The sequence below is a fragment of the Acuticoccus kandeliae genome, from assembly GCF_003073115.1.
On the sequence record NZ_QBBV01000001.1, the window covers coordinates 2,732,242 to 2,747,142 of the forward strand.

Genomic DNA, 14,901 nt, shown 5'->3' on the forward strand with positions numbered 1-14,901 from the left:
TCAGGGCTGGTAGGGCTCGCTCACCGGCGGGGTCTGCGGCATCTCGATGCCGAGGCGGTGGTAGGCGTCGGCCTGCAGCGTCGCGGGGATGCGCAGCGTCAGGTGAACGCCGTCCTCGGCGTCGGCGCGTTCCAGCACCTCGGTGTTGCGGTAGAGCCAGGCGATCAGCGCGCCGTCGGAGGACGGGACGGTGACGTCGCGCACCAGCGCATGGCGGGCGAGGCGGGTCTCAACCGCTTCCAGGAGGGCGTCGATCCCCTCACCTGTCGCGGCCGAGATGAGCACGGCCCCCTGCCCTGGCGCCGACACCTGCCGCTCCTGACGCTCTTCCGGCGACAGGAGATCGGCCTTGTTCCAGACCTCCAGCACCTCGCGCTGGCCGGGCTCGACGCCGAGCGCCTGGAGCGTCGACAGGACGTCCGCCGCCTGCGCCTCGCTCTCCTCGTGCGCGATGTCGCGCACATGGACGACGAGGTCGGCGAGCGTCACCTCCTCCAGCGTCGCGCGGAAGGCGGCGACGAGGTTGGTCGGCAGGTGCGAAATGAAGCCCACGGTGTCCGACAGGATCGCCGTGCGCCCGTGCGGCAGCTCCAGCCGGCGCAGCGTCGGATCGAGCGTCGCAAAGAGAAGGTCGCGGCTTTCGACGTGGGCGCCGGCGAGGACGTTGAAGAGGGTCGACTTGCCGGCGTTGGTGTAGCCGACGAGGGCGACGACGGGCTGGTTGTTGCGCCGCCGCTGCTCGCGGGCGAGCGAACGGGTCCGCCTCACCTCCTCCAGCGCCTTCTCGACACGCGCGATGCGCTCCGCGATCTGCCGCCGGTCCGCCTCGATCTGCGTCTCACCCGGCCCGCCGAGGAAGCCGAAGCCGCCGCGCTGACGCTCAAGGTGGGTCCAGGAGCGCACGAGGCGGCTCTTCTGGTAGGTGAGATGGGCGAGCTCCACCTGCAGCGAGCCTTCGGCCGTCTGCGCGCGCTCGCCGAAGATCTCCAGGATCAGCGCCGTGCGGTCGAGCACCTTGGCCTTCCAGGCGCGCTCCAGATTGCGCTGCTGGACGGGCGTCAGCGGGTGGTCGACGACCACCAGCTCGATCTCCGCCTCCTTCGCGGCGGCGCCGATCTCGTCCACCATGCCGGTGCCGAACAGCGTCGCCGGGCGCGGATTGCGCACGGAGATCGTGCGCGCGTTCACGACGTCGAGCGCGATCGCGTCGGCAAGACCGACGGCCTCCGCAAGCCGCCCTTCGGGCGCGCGGCGCTCATCGCCCTCGCCTCTCACGATCGGCAGAAGGACCAGGGAACGTGTGCGCGGATCCGCCGTCGGCTTGGTGCCGAGTGCGGCCCGCGGTTCGGCTTCGTCGACGTGGACGGTCATCGTCTCTCCGCGCGCTCAGTCAATGGATCGGCGAGCGCGGCCTGTGTCTCCCACCGGGTCGGGGCGCTCGTGAAACGGTTCAGCGCGCCCGGACCCTGTTCGGATCACAGATCAGCGCCCTGAATCGTCGTCGTTCGGGTCGAACAGCTGGACCGGCTGGTTCGGCATGATGGTCGAGATCGCGTGCTTGTAGACGAGCTGCGAGTGGCCATCGCGGCGCAGGAGCACGCAAAAATTGTCGAACCAGGTCAACACGCCCTGCAGCTTCACGCCATTCACGAGAAAGATCGTGAGGGGCGTCTTCGACTTCCGAACGTGGTTCAGGAACGTGTCCTGGAGGTTTTGAGCTTTTTCAGCCATTTCTTATTCCGCTGTACAACATCGTCTCTTGAGCCCGCACGGTTGCCGACACACACACGTTAAAGTGGCACCAGTCAGCAGGGATCTCAATTGTAGCTAGGGAGAGAAAATCTGCTCTCAAGCCAGAAGGGCTGACCGTGTGGTCAATATGCCCGCACCGGCAGGAGTTCGACTCCCTCATGAAACCGTCGACGCAAGTCGGAAGCGATCGAGCCGGGCCGCCCGTTGCCGAGCACCGCATCGTCGATTTGCACAACCGGCGATACGATACCGGTGGCCGACGTGACAAACGCTTCCCGTGCGCCTTTCGCTTCCTCAACCGTAAACGGTCGCTCGTCTACCTTTATTCCCTCTCGCCCGGCAAAATCCAGGATGGCGGCACGCGTAATGCCCTTCAGGATGCCACTTTCGGCCGGACGTGTGACGAGTGTGCCATCCGCGGTGACGATCCAGGCGTTGGAGGAGCCGCCTTCGGTGACGTAGCCCTCCTTGTCGAACATCCAGGCTTCCTTGGCCCCTGCCCGCTTCGCGCCCTCCTTGGCGAGGACCTGGGCGAGGAGGCCGGTCGTCTTGATGTCGACGCGCTGCCAGCGGATGTCCGGCGTCGTCGTGACGCGGATGCCGTCCTCCGTCACCTTCATCGAAACGTCACGCTGGATGGAGCGTGACGTGACGACGAGGCTCGATTTCGTGCCGGGAGCGGGGAAGGTGAAGTCGCGCTTGGCGACGCCGCGGCTCACCTGGAGATAGACGAGCCCGTTGGTGACACGGTTGCGCGCCACCACCTCGCGCAGGATCCGCTCCAGCGCGGCGCGGGAGACGGGCCAGACGATCGACAATTCCGACAGCGAGCGGCCGAGACGGTCGAGATGGCGCGTCATGTCGACGATCTTGCCGTCGAACACCTCGCACACCTCGTACACCGCATCGGCGAACTGGTAGCCGCGGTCCTCCACATGCACGCACGCCTCGCGGTGCGGCAGGTAGCGTCCATTCACATATGCGATCCGGCTCATCCCGATCCCCTCAGAAGAACTCCAGGCTCACCCGGAACATCTGCTCGACCTGGTGAACCTTGTCGGCGAGGGCGAACATGATGACACGATCCCCGGCGACGATCTGCGTGTCGCCCCGCAACTCTACCGCAGCGCCGCGACGAATGATCGCGCCGAGCCTCACGCCCGCCGGCAGATCGAGATCGCGCAGCGGCCGGCCGACGAGGAGCGATGTCTCCAGCGCCTCCGCCTCGATGACCTCGGCCTGGCCGTTCTGCAGCGAGTGGACGCTCTCGATGCGTCCGCGCCGCACGTGGCGCAGCACGCGGCTGATCGTGACCGCGCGCGGGTTCACGTAGGCGTCGATGCCGAGCGCGTTCGCGAAGGCCGGGTAGGAGACGTTGTTGATGAGCGAGAGGTTGCGCAGGCAGCCGAGCGTCTTCGCCATCACGCAGGCGATGATGTTCGCCTGGTCGTCATTGGTGAGCGCGACCATCGTGTCGGCGTCCTCGATATCGGCTTCGCGCAGGACATTCTGGTCGAGCGCGGAGCCGTTGAGGATCACCGAGCGGTGCAGCGCGTCGGCGATCTCCAGCGCCCGCTGGCGGGACGCCTCGATGATCTTCACCTTCGTCTGCGGCTCGCGCTTCTCGAGCTGCTGGGCGACGTAGAAGCCGATATTGCCGCCGCCGGCGATGACGACGCGGCTCGCCTTCGGCTCCTCGTGGCCGAAGATGACGAGCGTGCGCCGCACCTGCTCGCGCGGGGCGACCACGTAGACGAGGTCGCCGACGCGCAGGACATCCTCCGAGCGCGGCACGATGAGGTGGCCGTGGCGGAAGACGCCGACGACCACGGAGCCGAGATTGGGGAAGAGCTCGGTCAGCTGGCGCAGCGGCGTGTCGACGACCGGGCAGTCCTCGGCGCACAGGATCCCGACGACGGTGATCTTGTCGTCCGCGAAGCGCACCGTCTCGACGGCGCCCGGCAGGGCGAGGCGCCGCATCACCATCTCTCCGACCTCGATCTCCGGCGAGATCACCACGTCGATCGGGAGCTGGTCGCGGGCAAAGAGGCTGGAATAGACGGGGTGCAGGTAGGACTGGGCGCGCACGCGGGCGATCTTGGTCGGGATCTGGAAGATCGTGTGCGCGACCTGGCTCGCCACCATGTTGACCTCGTCGGCCTGGGTGACGGCGATGAGGAGGTCGGCATCCTCAGCGCCCGCGGCGGCGAGGACGTCGGGATGGGAGCCGTGGCCGACCACCGCGCGCACGTCGAGCTGATCGCGCACGTTCGCGATCAGCCGGGCCGAGACGTCGATCACGGAGACGTCGTGCCCTTCGTGGGCCAGGCGCTCGGCGATGCCGAAGCCCACCTGCCCTGCCCCGCAGATAATCACGCGCATTTATTGCCTCGCGCTGATGGCGCCGGGCGCCAGATGCCTCACGCGATGCCGAGGGTTTTCAGTTTGCGATGGAGCGCGGACCGCTCCATGCCGACGAACTCGGCCGTCCGCGAGACGTTGCCCGAAAAGCGGTTGATCTGTGCCTTGAGATAGTCGCGCTCGAAGATCTCGCGCGCGTCGCGCAACGGCAGCGCCATGATGTGCTCGCCGCCCGACTGGGAGGAGAGCGGCGGGACGATCGCGCCGATCTCGTTCGGCAGATAGTCGGCCGAGATCGGGTCGTTCGGGTCGCCGTCGCGCGTGAGGATGAGGAGACGCTCGACGTTGTTCTTGAGCTGGCGCACGTTGCCGGGCCAGTCGTGCGCCTGGAGGACGGCCATCGCGTCCTCGCCGATGAGGCGGCGGGGCAGCCCCTGGTTCTCCGCGGTCTGGCGCAGGAAATAGTCGATCAGCATCGGCACGTCCTCGCGCCGCTGGGCGAGCGCGGGGACGCGGATCGGCACGACGGAGAGGCGGTGGAAGAGATCCTCGCGCACCCGCCCCTCGGCGATCTCCTCCTGGAGGTCGCGCGCGGAGGACGAGATGATGCGCACGTTGACCTTCACCTTCTGCGTGCCGCCGACACGGTTGAAGGACTGGTCGACGAGGACGCGCAGGACGCGCGCCTGCGTCTCGAGCGGCATGTCGCCGATCTCGTCGAGATAGAGCGTGCCGCCGTGCGCCTCTTCCAGCGCGCCGACGGAGGCCTCGTGCCCCGGCCGCGCCTCGGCGCCGAAGAGGGCCTCCTCCATCCGGTCGGGCGTGATCGTCGCCGAATTGATGACGACGAAGGGCCCGTCCGCCCGCGAGGATTTTCTGTGGATCGTTCGCGCGACCAGCTCTTTGCCGGACCCGGAGGGACCCATGATCATCACGCGCGAGTTCGTGGGGGCGACTTTCTCGATCGTCCCGCGCAGCTGATTCATGACGGCGGAGCCGCCGATGAGGTCCTGGAACTCGCCGGTCTTGGTGCGCAGGCTCTGCACCTCGCGGCGCAGGCGCGAGGCCTCGAGCGCCCGCTCGGCGGCCAGCACCAGCCGGTCCGCCTTCAGCGGCTTCTCGATATAGTCGTACGCGCCGCGCTTGATCGCGGACACGGCCGTCTCGATGTTGCCGTGGCCGGAAATCATGACGATCGGCAGCGTCGTGTGCTGGGAGCGGATGGTGTCGAGCAAGGCGAGCCCGTCCATCTTCGAGCCCTGCAGCCAGATATCCAGAAAGATCAGCTGCGGGCGCCGCGCACCGATGGTGGCGAGCGCCTCGTCGCTGTCTGCAGCCGTGCGAACCTCATAGCCCTCGTCCTCGAGGATGCCGGCAATCAGGTTGCGAATGTCGATCTCGTCGTCGACGACAAGAATGTCCGATGCCATCAGCACTCCACCTGACGTGAGGAGGCGGACAAATCCTCAACGGCACCGTCGCCGTCGTGGCCATCTGCCGCCGACTCCGGCTGTTCGTCGCGCGCCGCCGCCTTGCCGTCAAGTGAGGCATTCGACGTCGGGCCCGTATCGGGGATGCCTGGGAGCACGAATCGCACGCAGGCCCCGCGCCAATTGTCGCTGACGGCGGCCGCGTCGAGAAGCTCAATTCTGCCGCCCTGCTCCTCGGCGATCTTCTTCACGATGGCGAGACCGAGGCCGGTGCCCTTCTCGCGCGTGGTCATGTAGGGCTCGAGAATGCGCTCGCGCCCCACCTTCGGCAGTCCGATTCCGTTGTCGATGATGTCCGTCACGACCTCTCCCGCCTCGTTGAAATAGAGGCGGACCTTGATCTTGCCAGGCTCTCCGCCCCGATCTTCGGGCGTCGTCTGCTCGATCGCCTCGGCGGCGTTCTTCACGAGGTTGGAGAGGGCTTGCGTCACGAGCCGCTGGTCGAAGTTCGCGACGACCGGCGAGTTCGGGATCTGCGTCTCGGTCACGACCGAGGCGTGGCCGATGCCCTGGAGGAAGACCGCCTCGCGCACCGCGTCGCGCACGTCGCGCCGTTCCATCGCGGGGGCCGGCATCCGGGCGAAGTTCGAGAACTCGTTCACCATGCGCCCGATATCGTCGACCTGGCGGATGATGGTGTCGACGCACTGGTCGAACACCTCACGGTCATCCTCGATCCGCTTGCCGTAGCGGCGCTTGATTCGCTCCGCCGAGAGCTGGATCGGGGTGAGCGGGTTCTTGATCTCGTGCGCGATGCGCCGGGCGACATCGGCCCAGGCCGACGTGCGCTGCGCGGTCACGAGGTCGGTGATGTCGTCGAGGGTAAGGACGTAGCCGGGGCGCGCCGCGTCGCCGCGGTCGGTGGTCGCGCGCACCGTGATCGTGCGCTCGCGCCCCTTGCGGCGCAGGCTGATCTGCTCGGGCTTGGTGCGCAGGCGCGCGAGGTCCTGGTCCCCGTTCGCGAGCGGGGCGAGCTCGGGCACGGCCTCCGCGAGCGGCTTGCCGAGCATCTCGCCCTCGGGAAGGTCGAGCATGTTGAGGGCCGACACGTTCGCGAGCGAGACGATCCCGTCCGCGTCGATGCCGATGACGCCGGCGCTGACGCCGCCGAGCACCGCCTCGGTGAAGCGGCGTCGGCGGTCGAGCTGGTCGTTCGCCGAGATCAGCTCCTCGCGCTGGGTGCGCAGCGTCTCGGTCATGTCGTTGAAGGTCTCGCCGAGCTGGGCGATGTCACCGTCGAAGAAGCGCACCGGCACCTCGACATTGAGGTCGCCCTTCGCGACGGCGTCGGACGCGCCGATCAGCTCGCGTATGGGCGCGACGAGGCGGTTCGCGAAGCCGAAGCCGAGATAGATCGCGCACACGAGGAGGACGAGCGTCACGCCCGCATAGACGAGGCCGAAGGCGACACTCACGCCGAGGCGCGAGTTCTCCATCTGGATGTATTCCTGCGCGTTCGCGCGGGTGAGGCGCAGGAAGCCGTTCACCTGCGGGTCCATCAGGCGCGCGATGTAGAGGTAGGTGTCGCGATAATTGTCGAGCTTCATGATGCCGCCGACCTGGTCGGCTTCACCGGGCGCGATCAGGACGGGCTCTCCCTTCAGCGCCTCCTGCATCGCATCGGGCGGCGGCATCCGGAGCTCGATATCGGGGTTCACGATGGCGCGCGTCAGCACCTCGCCCGCCCCGTTGAGGAGGAAGGCGGACGGGAGCTGGCGCAGCCCCGTCTGGGTCTGGAAGAAGACGTCGAACCGGGTCGGCTCGTAGGTGTAGATCGGCTCGGCCCGCTCGATGTCGCGCGCCATCGCCACGAGGTCGGAGCGCAGGACGCGGGCGTGCTCGCCGACATAGGCGTCGGCGACGGCGACCGAGTTCGCGACGATCGCCTGCGTCCGCTCCTCGAACCAGCGGTCGAGACCGCGCGAGAGGGTGAGGGTCGCGACGACCGCGACGAGGGCCGCCGGCAGCACCGCCATGATGGAGAAGAGGGCGACGATGCGCACATGGAGCCGGGCACCGGCGCGCCTTGCCGAGCGCGCGCGCCACAGCTTCACCACCTCGTAGCCGACGCCGGCCATCAACAGGAGCACGAGCACCCCGTTGATGAGGAGCGCGATCGTGATGACCTCGGAGGTCGGCGTGAGGGGGGTGAGGCCCGTCAGGATGAGGAAGGTCGCCGCCACCGCGATCAGGGCGAGCGGGATGAGCACCACGCCTATGCTGCGGACCGGCGAGTCGAATGGCGGCTTGTACGAGATGGTGGCGTCGCTCATGGACGCTCCTACACTTCACTTGCGACAAAGAGGACGTATGTGGGCGGCGAAGTGTTCGGTCAAGCAAGGGATCGCGTGCGGGCGATGAATGCACCGCTGCGCCCGCGCATCGTGATCGCCGGGGCCGGCCATGCGGCGCTCGTCGCGCTCGAGGCGCTGGCGCGCGAGCCGGCCGAGGCCGAGCTCGTCCTCGTCTCCCGCGGACCCGAGGCGCACTATAGCGGCATGGTGCCGGGCTGGGTGGAAGGGATCTATCCGCGCGCGGCGATGTCGATCCCGCTCGCCCCGGTCTGCGCGCGGGCGGGTGCGCGGCTCGTCGTCGGCGACATCGTCGGCGCGGACGCCGCGGCGCTCCACCTCGCGGACGGGCGCGCCCTCCCCTTCGACATTCTCGTCATCAATGCCGGGGCGGAGACGGCGCGCGTCGGCGCGCTCGCCGGCCCCTCGGTCATCCCCGCAAAGCCGTTCGAGGCGCTGATCGCGGGGGTGGAGCGCACGCGCGAGGACGGCGGCGACATCGTCGTCGCGGGCGGCGGCGTCGGCGGGGTGGAATTCGCCCTCTCGCTCGCCGCCGGCCGGCCGGGCCGCCGCGTCCGCCTCGTGGAGCGCGGCCCCTGCCTCGTCCCCGGCCATCCGGCCGCCTTCGCGCGGCGGCTCGGGCGGGCCCTGGAAGCGCGCGGGATCGCCGTCGCGCTCGGCGAGGATGTCGCGCCGGACGCCGCGGAGACGGTCTTCGCCTTCACCGGGGCGCACCCGCCTTCCTTCCTCGCCGCGACACCGTTCGCGAAGGCGCCCGGCGGTTTTCTCGCGGTCGACACGCGGATGCGCTCCCTCTCCCACCGGAACGTCCTCGCCGTCGGCGACACGGCGACGTGCCTTGCCGACCCGCGGCCGAAATCGGGGGTGTTCTCCGTCCGCGCCGGTCGGCCTCTCGCGGCGGCGATCCGGGCGCTCGCGCAGGGGGAGGAGCCGCCGGTCCTCCGCCTTCAGCGGCGCGGCCTCATCCTCGCCGCGACCGGCGGGCGGCGGGCGGTCGGCGTGCGCAACGGCATCGTCCTCGAAGGCGCGCTCGTCTGGCGGCTGAAGGATCGGCTCGACCGGGGCTTCGTTGCCCGCTTTAAAGGCAATTGAGCGTTTAAACCGGCAAATTGCGCTGTCGCAGTGCGCACGGGCGGTCTATGAGGAGGTCGTCATGATCCTCGCCCTCCGGGTAATTTTACCCTTCTCCGTCGCCTACCTGATTGCCTATCTCCTCCGCGTCGTGAACGCGGTGGCGGGGGAGCCGATCCGCGCCGATCTCGGTCTCACCACGGGCGAACTCGGCCTCCTCACCAGCGTCTATTTTCTCGGCTTCGCGATCTGCCAGCTGCCCTTCGGCGTGCTCATGGACCGCTACGGCTCGCGCCGCGTCGAGGCGGGGCTCCTCGTCCTCGCCGCGCTCGGCTGCGTGATCTTCGCGGTCGCGACGGATTTCGCCGAACTCGTCGTCGGCCGCGTGCTGATGGGCGTCGGCGCCTCGATGTGCCTGATGGCCCCCTTCACCGCCTATCGCCGCTGGTTCACCCCCTCGCGCGTGCCGCTCGTCGTCGGCCTCCACATGACGTTCGGCGCGATCGGCTCCTCGCTGGGCGGCGGGCCGACCGAGGTGCTCGTCAACCTCATCGGGTGGCGCGCCGTCTTCAGCGTGATCGCGGGCGGCGTCCTCGTGATTTCGGCGCTGATCTTCCTCGTCGTGCCGCGCCAGAACGAGCCGACCGAGACCGCGTCCCTTGCCAAGCTGACGGCCGAAATCGGGCAGATCCTGAAGAGCAAGGCGCTCTGGCGCATCGCCCCCCTCTCCGCGACCTCGCAGGCGGGAATGCTCGCCGTCGTGAGCCTCTGGACCGGTCCCTGGCTGCGCGAGGCGGCCGGGCTCGATTCGGCGACGGCGGCGATGTGGCTCTCGATCAGCTCGATCGGCCTCATGATCGGCTACCTCGCCTATGGCGTGATCGCGAGCCATGCGGAGCGGACGGGGCGCGCGCTCCATGTGTTCGTGATCGGCAGCTTCGTCTTCGCCTTCGTGGAGCTTCTCATCATCGTGCTGCCGCCCGCGACGGCGACGCCGCTCTGGCTCCTCTACACCGTTGTCGGCTCGGCCGGTGTCCTCAGCTACGGCATCGCCACCACGTCGTTCCCGCGGGCGATGGCGGGACGGGTGAACACGACGGTGAACTTCATCGTGTTCTTCTTCGCCTTCCTCGTCCAATGGGGCTTCGGCGAGGTGCTGGAATTCTTCCCGAACGGCGCGGGCGGGGCGACGAACACCGGCTACCAGGTGGCGCTCGGCATCCTCTTCGTGCTGCAGATCCTCGCGGCCGTGCCGCTGATGCTGATGCGGGATGACCGGCGCGTCACGGCGCCGGCCGTCTGAGCCGGGTCAACGCGCCGTCAGGAGCTCGCCGAGCGTCGCTGCGATCGCGTTGGTCGCGCGGCGCAGATCCTCGAGGCTCACGCTCTCGTCCCCGGTAAAGTCGACGCCTTCGCCCACGATCGGGGGGCCGACCCCGTAGAGCGCGGTCGGGATGCCCGCGAGCGCATAGTGGCGCGCCCCGCTCACCACCGGCGCGGTCACGATCGGTACAGTCTGCCCCATCGCGCTCTCGGCGTGACGCGACAGCGTCTCGGCGAGGCGCTCGCTCGGCGCGGTCGGGTTGACGGGCTCGGCGAGCAGCAGCCGCCGGCATTCGAGCTCGACATTCGGGTTCGAATGCGCGCGCTCCAGGAGGGCAATCAGATCCGCCTCAACCGCCTCGGCGTCCTCGTCCGCGTCGATCCGCCGGTCGATCGTGAAGCGCAGCCGGTCCGCGACGAGGTTCACCCCGCGCCCGCCCTCGATGAGGCCGACGGTGAGGGGCTGCGGCGTCGCCTCGCGCGCCTCGTTGAGGGCCGACAGGAGCGGCAGGGCGGCCAGCAGCGCATCGTGCCCGTCCTCGGGCCGCGAGGCGTGGGCCTGCCGGCCGCGCAGGATCACCTCCATGTGGAGGACGCCCTGCTGGCCGACGATGACCTGATAGGAGGTGCCGGCGCCGATGACGGCGTCCGGCCGCGTGAGGCCGTGGCCGAGGAGGAAGGCCGGGCCGAGGAAGCCGCCGCTCTCTTCGTCCGCGGTGATGTGGAGCTCCAGCGAGCCGGAGAGGCCGGCCGGGTCCGCCGCCATCGCCTCGGCGGCGAAGATGTAGGCGACGATGTCGGCCTTCGAATCGCGCGTGCCGCGACCGTGGATGAAGCCGTCCTTGATCTCGCCCGCGAACGGGTCGCGCCGCCATCCGGAGCCGGCTGGGAGCGTGTCGATCGGGGCGTGGAGGGCGACGGTCGGCCCGTCGCCGAAGGTCTGGCGCACGATGAGGTTCACGACCTCGCCGCGCCCATAGTGGCGGGCGAAGGGGGCGGGCACGGGGTGCCATTCCACCGCGTGCCCCCGCCCGGCGAGCCAGCCGCCGAGCCATTCCATCGCGCCGTTGGTGTCGCCCGGCGGGTTCTCCGTCGGGTGAGCCACCAGATCCCTGAGGAGATTCGTCGATTCGGCCGCGGTCTCCTCAACCACGGCCCTCATAGAGGATGGTGTCATTGTTCGGGGACGAGGACGGTCGATCCCGTCGTCGCTCTGCCTTCCAGTGCGCGGTGAGCCTCGGCCGCATCTTTCAGCGCGAAGGTCTGCCCGATGGAGATCTTCACCTTGCCGCTGCCGACCACCTCGAAGAGATCCGCCGCGTTGGCCTCGAGGAGAGGGCGCGTGCGGATGTAGGTGAAGAGGGTCGGCCGCGTCGCATAGAGCGAGCCGTTCTGCGCAAGATGGGCGAGGTTGAAGCCCTCGATCGGGCCGGACGACTGGCCGAACGAGGCGAAGAGGCCGAGCGGCTTCAGGCACTGGAGGGAGCCGGGATAGGTGGTCTTGCCGACCGAGTCGTAGACGACGTCGACCCCCTCCCCGCCGGTGATCTCCTTCACCCGCTCGACGAAATTCTCGGTCTTGTAGTTGATGACGTGGGTGTAGCCGTTGGCGCGCGCGAGCTCGGCCTTCTCCTCGTTGGAGACGGTGCCGATGATCGTCGCCCCGATCGCCTTCGCCCACTGGCCCGCGATGAGGCCGACGCCGCCGGCCGCGGCGTGGAAGAGGAGCGTCGTTTCGGTGGTGACCTTGTAGGTCTCTTTCAGGAGATAGCGCACCGTCATGCCCTGGAGCATCATCGCCGCCGCCGTCTCGTCCGAGACCGAATCGGGGAGCTTCAGCGCGGTCGCGGCAGGCATCACGCGCCGCTCGGTGTAGGCGCCGATGGGGGCGGCGTAGGCCACGCGGTCGCCGACGGCGAAGCCCTTCACGCCCTCGCCGACCTCTTCCACGACGCCCGCCGCCTCGTTGCCGATGATCAGCGGATAGCCGTTCGGCGCGGGATAGAGGCCGCTGCGGAAGTAGGTGTCGAGATAGTTGAGGCCGATCGCCGTGTGCCGCACGACGAGCTCGCCGGCACCGGCGCCAGCCACGTCAACGCTCTTCCACTTGAGGACTTCGGGGCCGCCGGCCTCTTCCACAACGATGGCGTGCGTCATATTCCCTCTCCGCGATATCGGCTTGGACGTTAGTTTTCGTCCTATGCTCTATCAAGCCAGTGCGGCGGGGGGAACGGCGGAGGGGATGATGGACACTTCGGATCAGCGCGATGTGACGATCCACACCGATCCGCTCTCGGTCGATGTCGTCGTCGTGGGGGGCGGGCCGACGGGGATGCTCGCCGCGCTCGTCGCCGCGGAGGCCGGCTGGAAGGTGGCTCTCGTCGCCCCGGTGATCGCCACCGACCCGCGCACCACGGCGCTGATGATGCCGGCGGTGGACCTTCTGGAACGGCTCGACGTGTGGCCGCGCGTCGGGGACGAGGCGGCCGCGCTCATCACGATGCGCCTCATCGACGACACGGGACGCCTGCCCCGCGCGCCGGAAATCGCGTTCGATTCGCACGAGATCGGCCGCGCCCAGTTCGGCTTCAACATCCCGAACGACGTCCTGAACCGCGCGCTCCATGACCGCCTCGTCGAATCGGGCGTCGTGCGGATCGACGCCGCCGCGAACGCCTTCGAGGATGGGGCGCCCGCCGCGATCATCTCGCCGGAGCGGCGGGTGGAGGCGAAGCTCGTCGTCGCGGCCGACGGGGCGCATTCGCTGGTGCGCGAGGCGGCCGGGCTCGGCATCCGCCGCTGGCGCTACGACCAGTCGGCGTTCGTGACGACGCTTTCCCACGAACGCCCGCACGGCAACACATCCACCGAATTCCACACCGACGCCGGGCCCTTCACCCTCGTCCCGCTCCCCGGCGACCGCTCCTCGCTCGTCTGGGTGGGGCGGCCGCACGAGATGGAATCGCTCGTCAATCTGGAGCCCGGCCCCCTCGCCCGCCGCATCGAGGCGCGCGCGCACAGCATTCTCGGCCGCATGGCGATCGACGGGCCGCGTGCCGTGATCCCGCTCGAAGGGCTCGTCGCGCGCGAGTTCGGGTCCGGGCGCGTGGTCCTCGTCGGCGAGGCGGCCCACCGCTTCCCCCCGATCGGGGCGCAGGGGCTCAATCTCGGCCTTCGCGACGTCGCGACGCTCGGCGATCTCCTGACGAAGGCGCGCATGAGCGGCGCGATCGAGGACGTCGCCGGCCAATACGCCCAGCGGCGGCGCTTCGATGTCGGCGCGCGCACGATGGGGGTCGACCTCCTCAACCGATCGCTCCTGTCCGGCGCCCTCCCCGTCACGCTGCTGCGCACGGTGGGGCTCGCCGCCGCGCACGGCATCCCGCCGCTGCGCCGCGCGATGATGCGCCTCGGCCTCGGCGGGTAGCCGCGTCATCCCGTCACTGGCTTGAGGCGGGCCGGGCCGCTCAGATGTAGCCCGCGCGGATCGCGTAGAGGATCGCGGGCACGGTGAAGGCCGAGATCGCGGTTCCGACGAGGATCGCGTTCGAGGCCCCCTCCACGAAGCGCCAATATTGGGTCGCGAGGATGAAGACGTTGGTGGCCGGCGGCAGCGCGGCCATCAGCACCGCGATCGTGAGCCAGAGCGGATCGACGGTGACGGTGCTCAACACGAGATAGGCCATCAGCGGGTGGCCGATCAGCTTGATCGAGAGGAAGATCGTGAGGTCGCCGACCGAGCGGCGCGTCGGCGGCGGCTGGAGGGCGACGGTAACGCCCATCGCGAACAGCGCGCAGGGCGCCGCCGCGCCGCGCAGCATGGTGAGGAGCCCGTCGATCATGTCGGGCGGGCGCCACTCGAAGGCGGCCGCGAGCATCCCCGCGATCACCGCCAGGATGAACGGGTGCGTGAAGATGCGCTTCAGGATCCGGAGCGCCGTCTCCCGCACCGAGCTCTGCTGCGCCCCGCCGAGCGACATGAGGACCGGCGTCAGCGTGAAGAAGCCGATATTCTCGAACGTGAAGATCAGCGCGATGGGGACGGCCGCGGGCGCGCCGAACGCCGAGATCGCGAGGCCGAGCCCCAGATAGCCGTGGTTGGAGTAGGAGCTGACGAGCGCCTGGATCGTCGCCCGCTCGATGTCGAAGCGGCTCCGCACGAGGCCGATCCCGAACGCGATCGCGAAGATCGAGAAGGTCGACACGACGATCGCGACGATGAAGCCGACATTCGACAGCTCCTCGAACGGGGTCTGCGACAGGAGCTGGAAGAAGAGCGCCGGCAAGGAGAAATAGATCAGGAAGATGTTGAGCCATTCGAGGCCGGAGGCCGGCCGGTTGGCGATTTTCCCCGCAACGAAACCGAAGAAGATGAGGCCGAAGAGCGGGAGTGTGAGCGTCAGGACCTCGCGCATTGCGCTCGCTTGCGTCTCCAGAGCGCCGCAGCATCCGTCAAACCACTCGCGCACGTTGAGGCGGCGAGCCGGGATGGAGGATGGTCCGGACGATGATATTCGGGCAATCGAGGCGTAGGCGATCGCGCGACCGTTCGTAAAGGGGCAATGGCGGGCCGCCGACGCGGTGGCGAAAAA

General features: G+C 68.9%; 12 protein-coding genes. 3 read left to right on the plus strand and 9 right to left on the minus strand.

Going from position 1 to position 14,901, the window contains the following annotated elements:
* The 6 genes from hflX to DBV35_RS12430 all read right to left on the minus strand — a co-directional run bounded on the left by hflX (position 1) and on the right by DBV35_RS12430 (position 7,876).
* Entirely contained in the window at positions 1-1,371 is a 1,371-nt protein-coding gene (hflX, locus tag DBV35_RS12405) for a GTPase HflX (RefSeq protein WP_108660424.1), read from the minus strand.
* 111 nt (positions 1,372-1,482) lie between these two features.
* Entirely contained in the window at positions 1,483-1,731 is a 249-nt protein-coding gene (hfq, locus tag DBV35_RS12410) for an RNA chaperone Hfq (RefSeq protein ID WP_108660425.1), read from the minus strand.
* 143 nt (positions 1,732-1,874) lie between these two features.
* Complete coding sequence (locus DBV35_RS12415; protein WP_108660426.1) at positions 1,875-2,747, minus strand: D-amino-acid transaminase; 873 nt, start codon at positions 2,745-2,747, stop codon at positions 1,875-1,877.
* 10 nt (positions 2,748-2,757) lie between these two features.
* Positions 2,758-4,134: a Trk system potassium transporter TrkA gene (gene trkA / locus DBV35_RS12420; protein ID WP_108660427.1), complete on the minus strand. Its 1,377-nt coding sequence runs from the start codon at positions 4,132-4,134 to the stop codon at positions 2,758-2,760.
* Positions 4,135-4,172: 38 nt separating this feature from the next.
* Entirely contained in the window at positions 4,173-5,543 is a 1,371-nt protein-coding gene (gene ntrX, locus DBV35_RS12425) for a nitrogen assimilation response regulator NtrX (protein WP_108660428.1), read from the minus strand.
* Entirely contained in the window at positions 5,543-7,876 is a 2,334-nt protein-coding gene (locus DBV35_RS12430; RefSeq protein WP_108660429.1) for a sensor histidine kinase NtrY-like, read from the minus strand. Before DBV35_RS12430 ends, ntrX begins: the two co-directional genes overlap by 1 nt.
* A gap of 84 nt (positions 7,877-7,960) precedes the next feature.
* Here DBV35_RS12430 and DBV35_RS12435 point away from each other — a divergent pair, with 84 nt between their 5' ends.
* Both DBV35_RS12435 and DBV35_RS12440 read left to right on the plus strand, forming a co-directional pair.
* Positions 7,961-9,007 (plus strand): FAD-dependent oxidoreductase, encoded by a 1,047-nt coding sequence (locus DBV35_RS12435; protein ID WP_108660430.1) that lies wholly within the window; start codon positions 7,961-7,963, stop codon positions 9,005-9,007.
* A 61-nt stretch (positions 9,008-9,068) separates the two neighbouring features.
* Positions 9,069-10,289, plus strand: a complete 1,221-nt coding sequence (locus tag DBV35_RS12440; protein ID WP_108660431.1) for an MFS transporter — start codon at positions 9,069-9,071, stop codon at positions 10,287-10,289.
* A 6-nt stretch (positions 10,290-10,295) separates the two neighbouring features.
* Here the strand turns inward: DBV35_RS12440 and DBV35_RS12445 are convergent, their stop codons facing one another.
* Both DBV35_RS12445 and DBV35_RS12450 read right to left on the minus strand, forming a co-directional pair.
* Positions 10,296-11,462 (minus strand): M20/M25/M40 family metallo-hydrolase, encoded by a 1,167-nt coding sequence (locus tag DBV35_RS12445; protein ID WP_157961702.1) that lies wholly within the window; start codon positions 11,460-11,462, stop codon positions 10,296-10,298.
* A 20-nt stretch (positions 11,463-11,482) separates the two neighbouring features.
* A complete protein-coding gene (locus tag DBV35_RS12450; RefSeq protein WP_108660433.1) occupies positions 11,483-12,466 on the minus strand; it encodes a quinone oxidoreductase family protein in 984 nt (327 codons plus the stop codon).
* 88 nt (positions 12,467-12,554) lie between these two features.
* On the opposite strand from DBV35_RS12450, the gene DBV35_RS12455 reads away from it, so the two are divergent.
* Positions 12,555-13,736, plus strand: a complete 1,182-nt coding sequence (locus tag DBV35_RS12455; RefSeq protein ID WP_108660708.1) for a UbiH/UbiF family hydroxylase — start codon at positions 12,555-12,557, stop codon at positions 13,734-13,736.
* A gap of 40 nt (positions 13,737-13,776) precedes the next feature.
* On the opposite strand, the gene DBV35_RS12460 is transcribed toward DBV35_RS12455, so the two are convergent.
* The gene (locus DBV35_RS12460; protein ID WP_108660434.1) at positions 13,777-14,724 is read right to left on the minus strand and encodes an AEC family transporter; all 948 of its coding nucleotides are present in this window, start codon (positions 14,722-14,724) and stop codon (positions 13,777-13,779) included.
* Between the last annotated feature and the right edge of the window lie 177 nt (positions 14,725-14,901).

What these genes read in the sequence shown, in the direction of transcription:
- hflX (WP_108660424.1), bottom strand. Translation starts at nt 1,371, where the DNA reads ATGACCGTCCACGTCGACGAAGCCGAACCGCGGGCCGCACTCGGCACC.
- hfq (WP_108660425.1), bottom strand. Translation starts at nt 1,731, where the DNA reads ATGGCTGAAAAAGCTCAAAACCTCCAGGACACGTTCCTGAACCACGTT.
- DBV35_RS12415 (WP_108660426.1), bottom strand. Translation starts at nt 2,747, where the DNA reads ATGAGCCGGATCGCATATGTGAATGGACGCTACCTGCCGCACCGCGAG.
- trkA (WP_108660427.1), bottom strand. Translation starts at nt 4,134, where the DNA reads ATGCGCGTGATTATCTGCGGGGCAGGGCAGGTGGGCTTCGGCATCGCC.
- ntrX (WP_108660428.1), bottom strand. Translation starts at nt 5,543, where the DNA reads ATGGCATCGGACATTCTTGTCGTCGACGACGAGATCGACATTCGCAAC.
- DBV35_RS12430 (WP_108660429.1), bottom strand. Translation starts at nt 7,876, where the DNA reads ATGAGCGACGCCACCATCTCGTACAAGCCGCCATTCGACTCGCCGGTC.
- DBV35_RS12435 (WP_108660430.1), top strand. Translation starts at nt 7,961, where the DNA reads ATGAATGCACCGCTGCGCCCGCGCATCGTGATCGCCGGGGCCGGCCAT.
- DBV35_RS12440 (WP_108660431.1), top strand. Translation starts at nt 9,069, where the DNA reads ATGATCCTCGCCCTCCGGGTAATTTTACCCTTCTCCGTCGCCTACCTG.
- DBV35_RS12450 (WP_108660433.1), bottom strand. Translation starts at nt 12,466, where the DNA reads ATGACGCACGCCATCGTTGTGGAAGAGGCCGGCGGCCCCGAAGTCCTC.
- DBV35_RS12455 (WP_108660708.1), top strand. Translation starts at nt 12,555, where the DNA reads ATGGACACTTCGGATCAGCGCGATGTGACGATCCACACCGATCCGCTC.
- DBV35_RS12460 (WP_108660434.1), bottom strand. Translation starts at nt 14,724, where the DNA reads ATGCGCGAGGTCCTGACGCTCACACTCCCGCTCTTCGGCCTCATCTTC.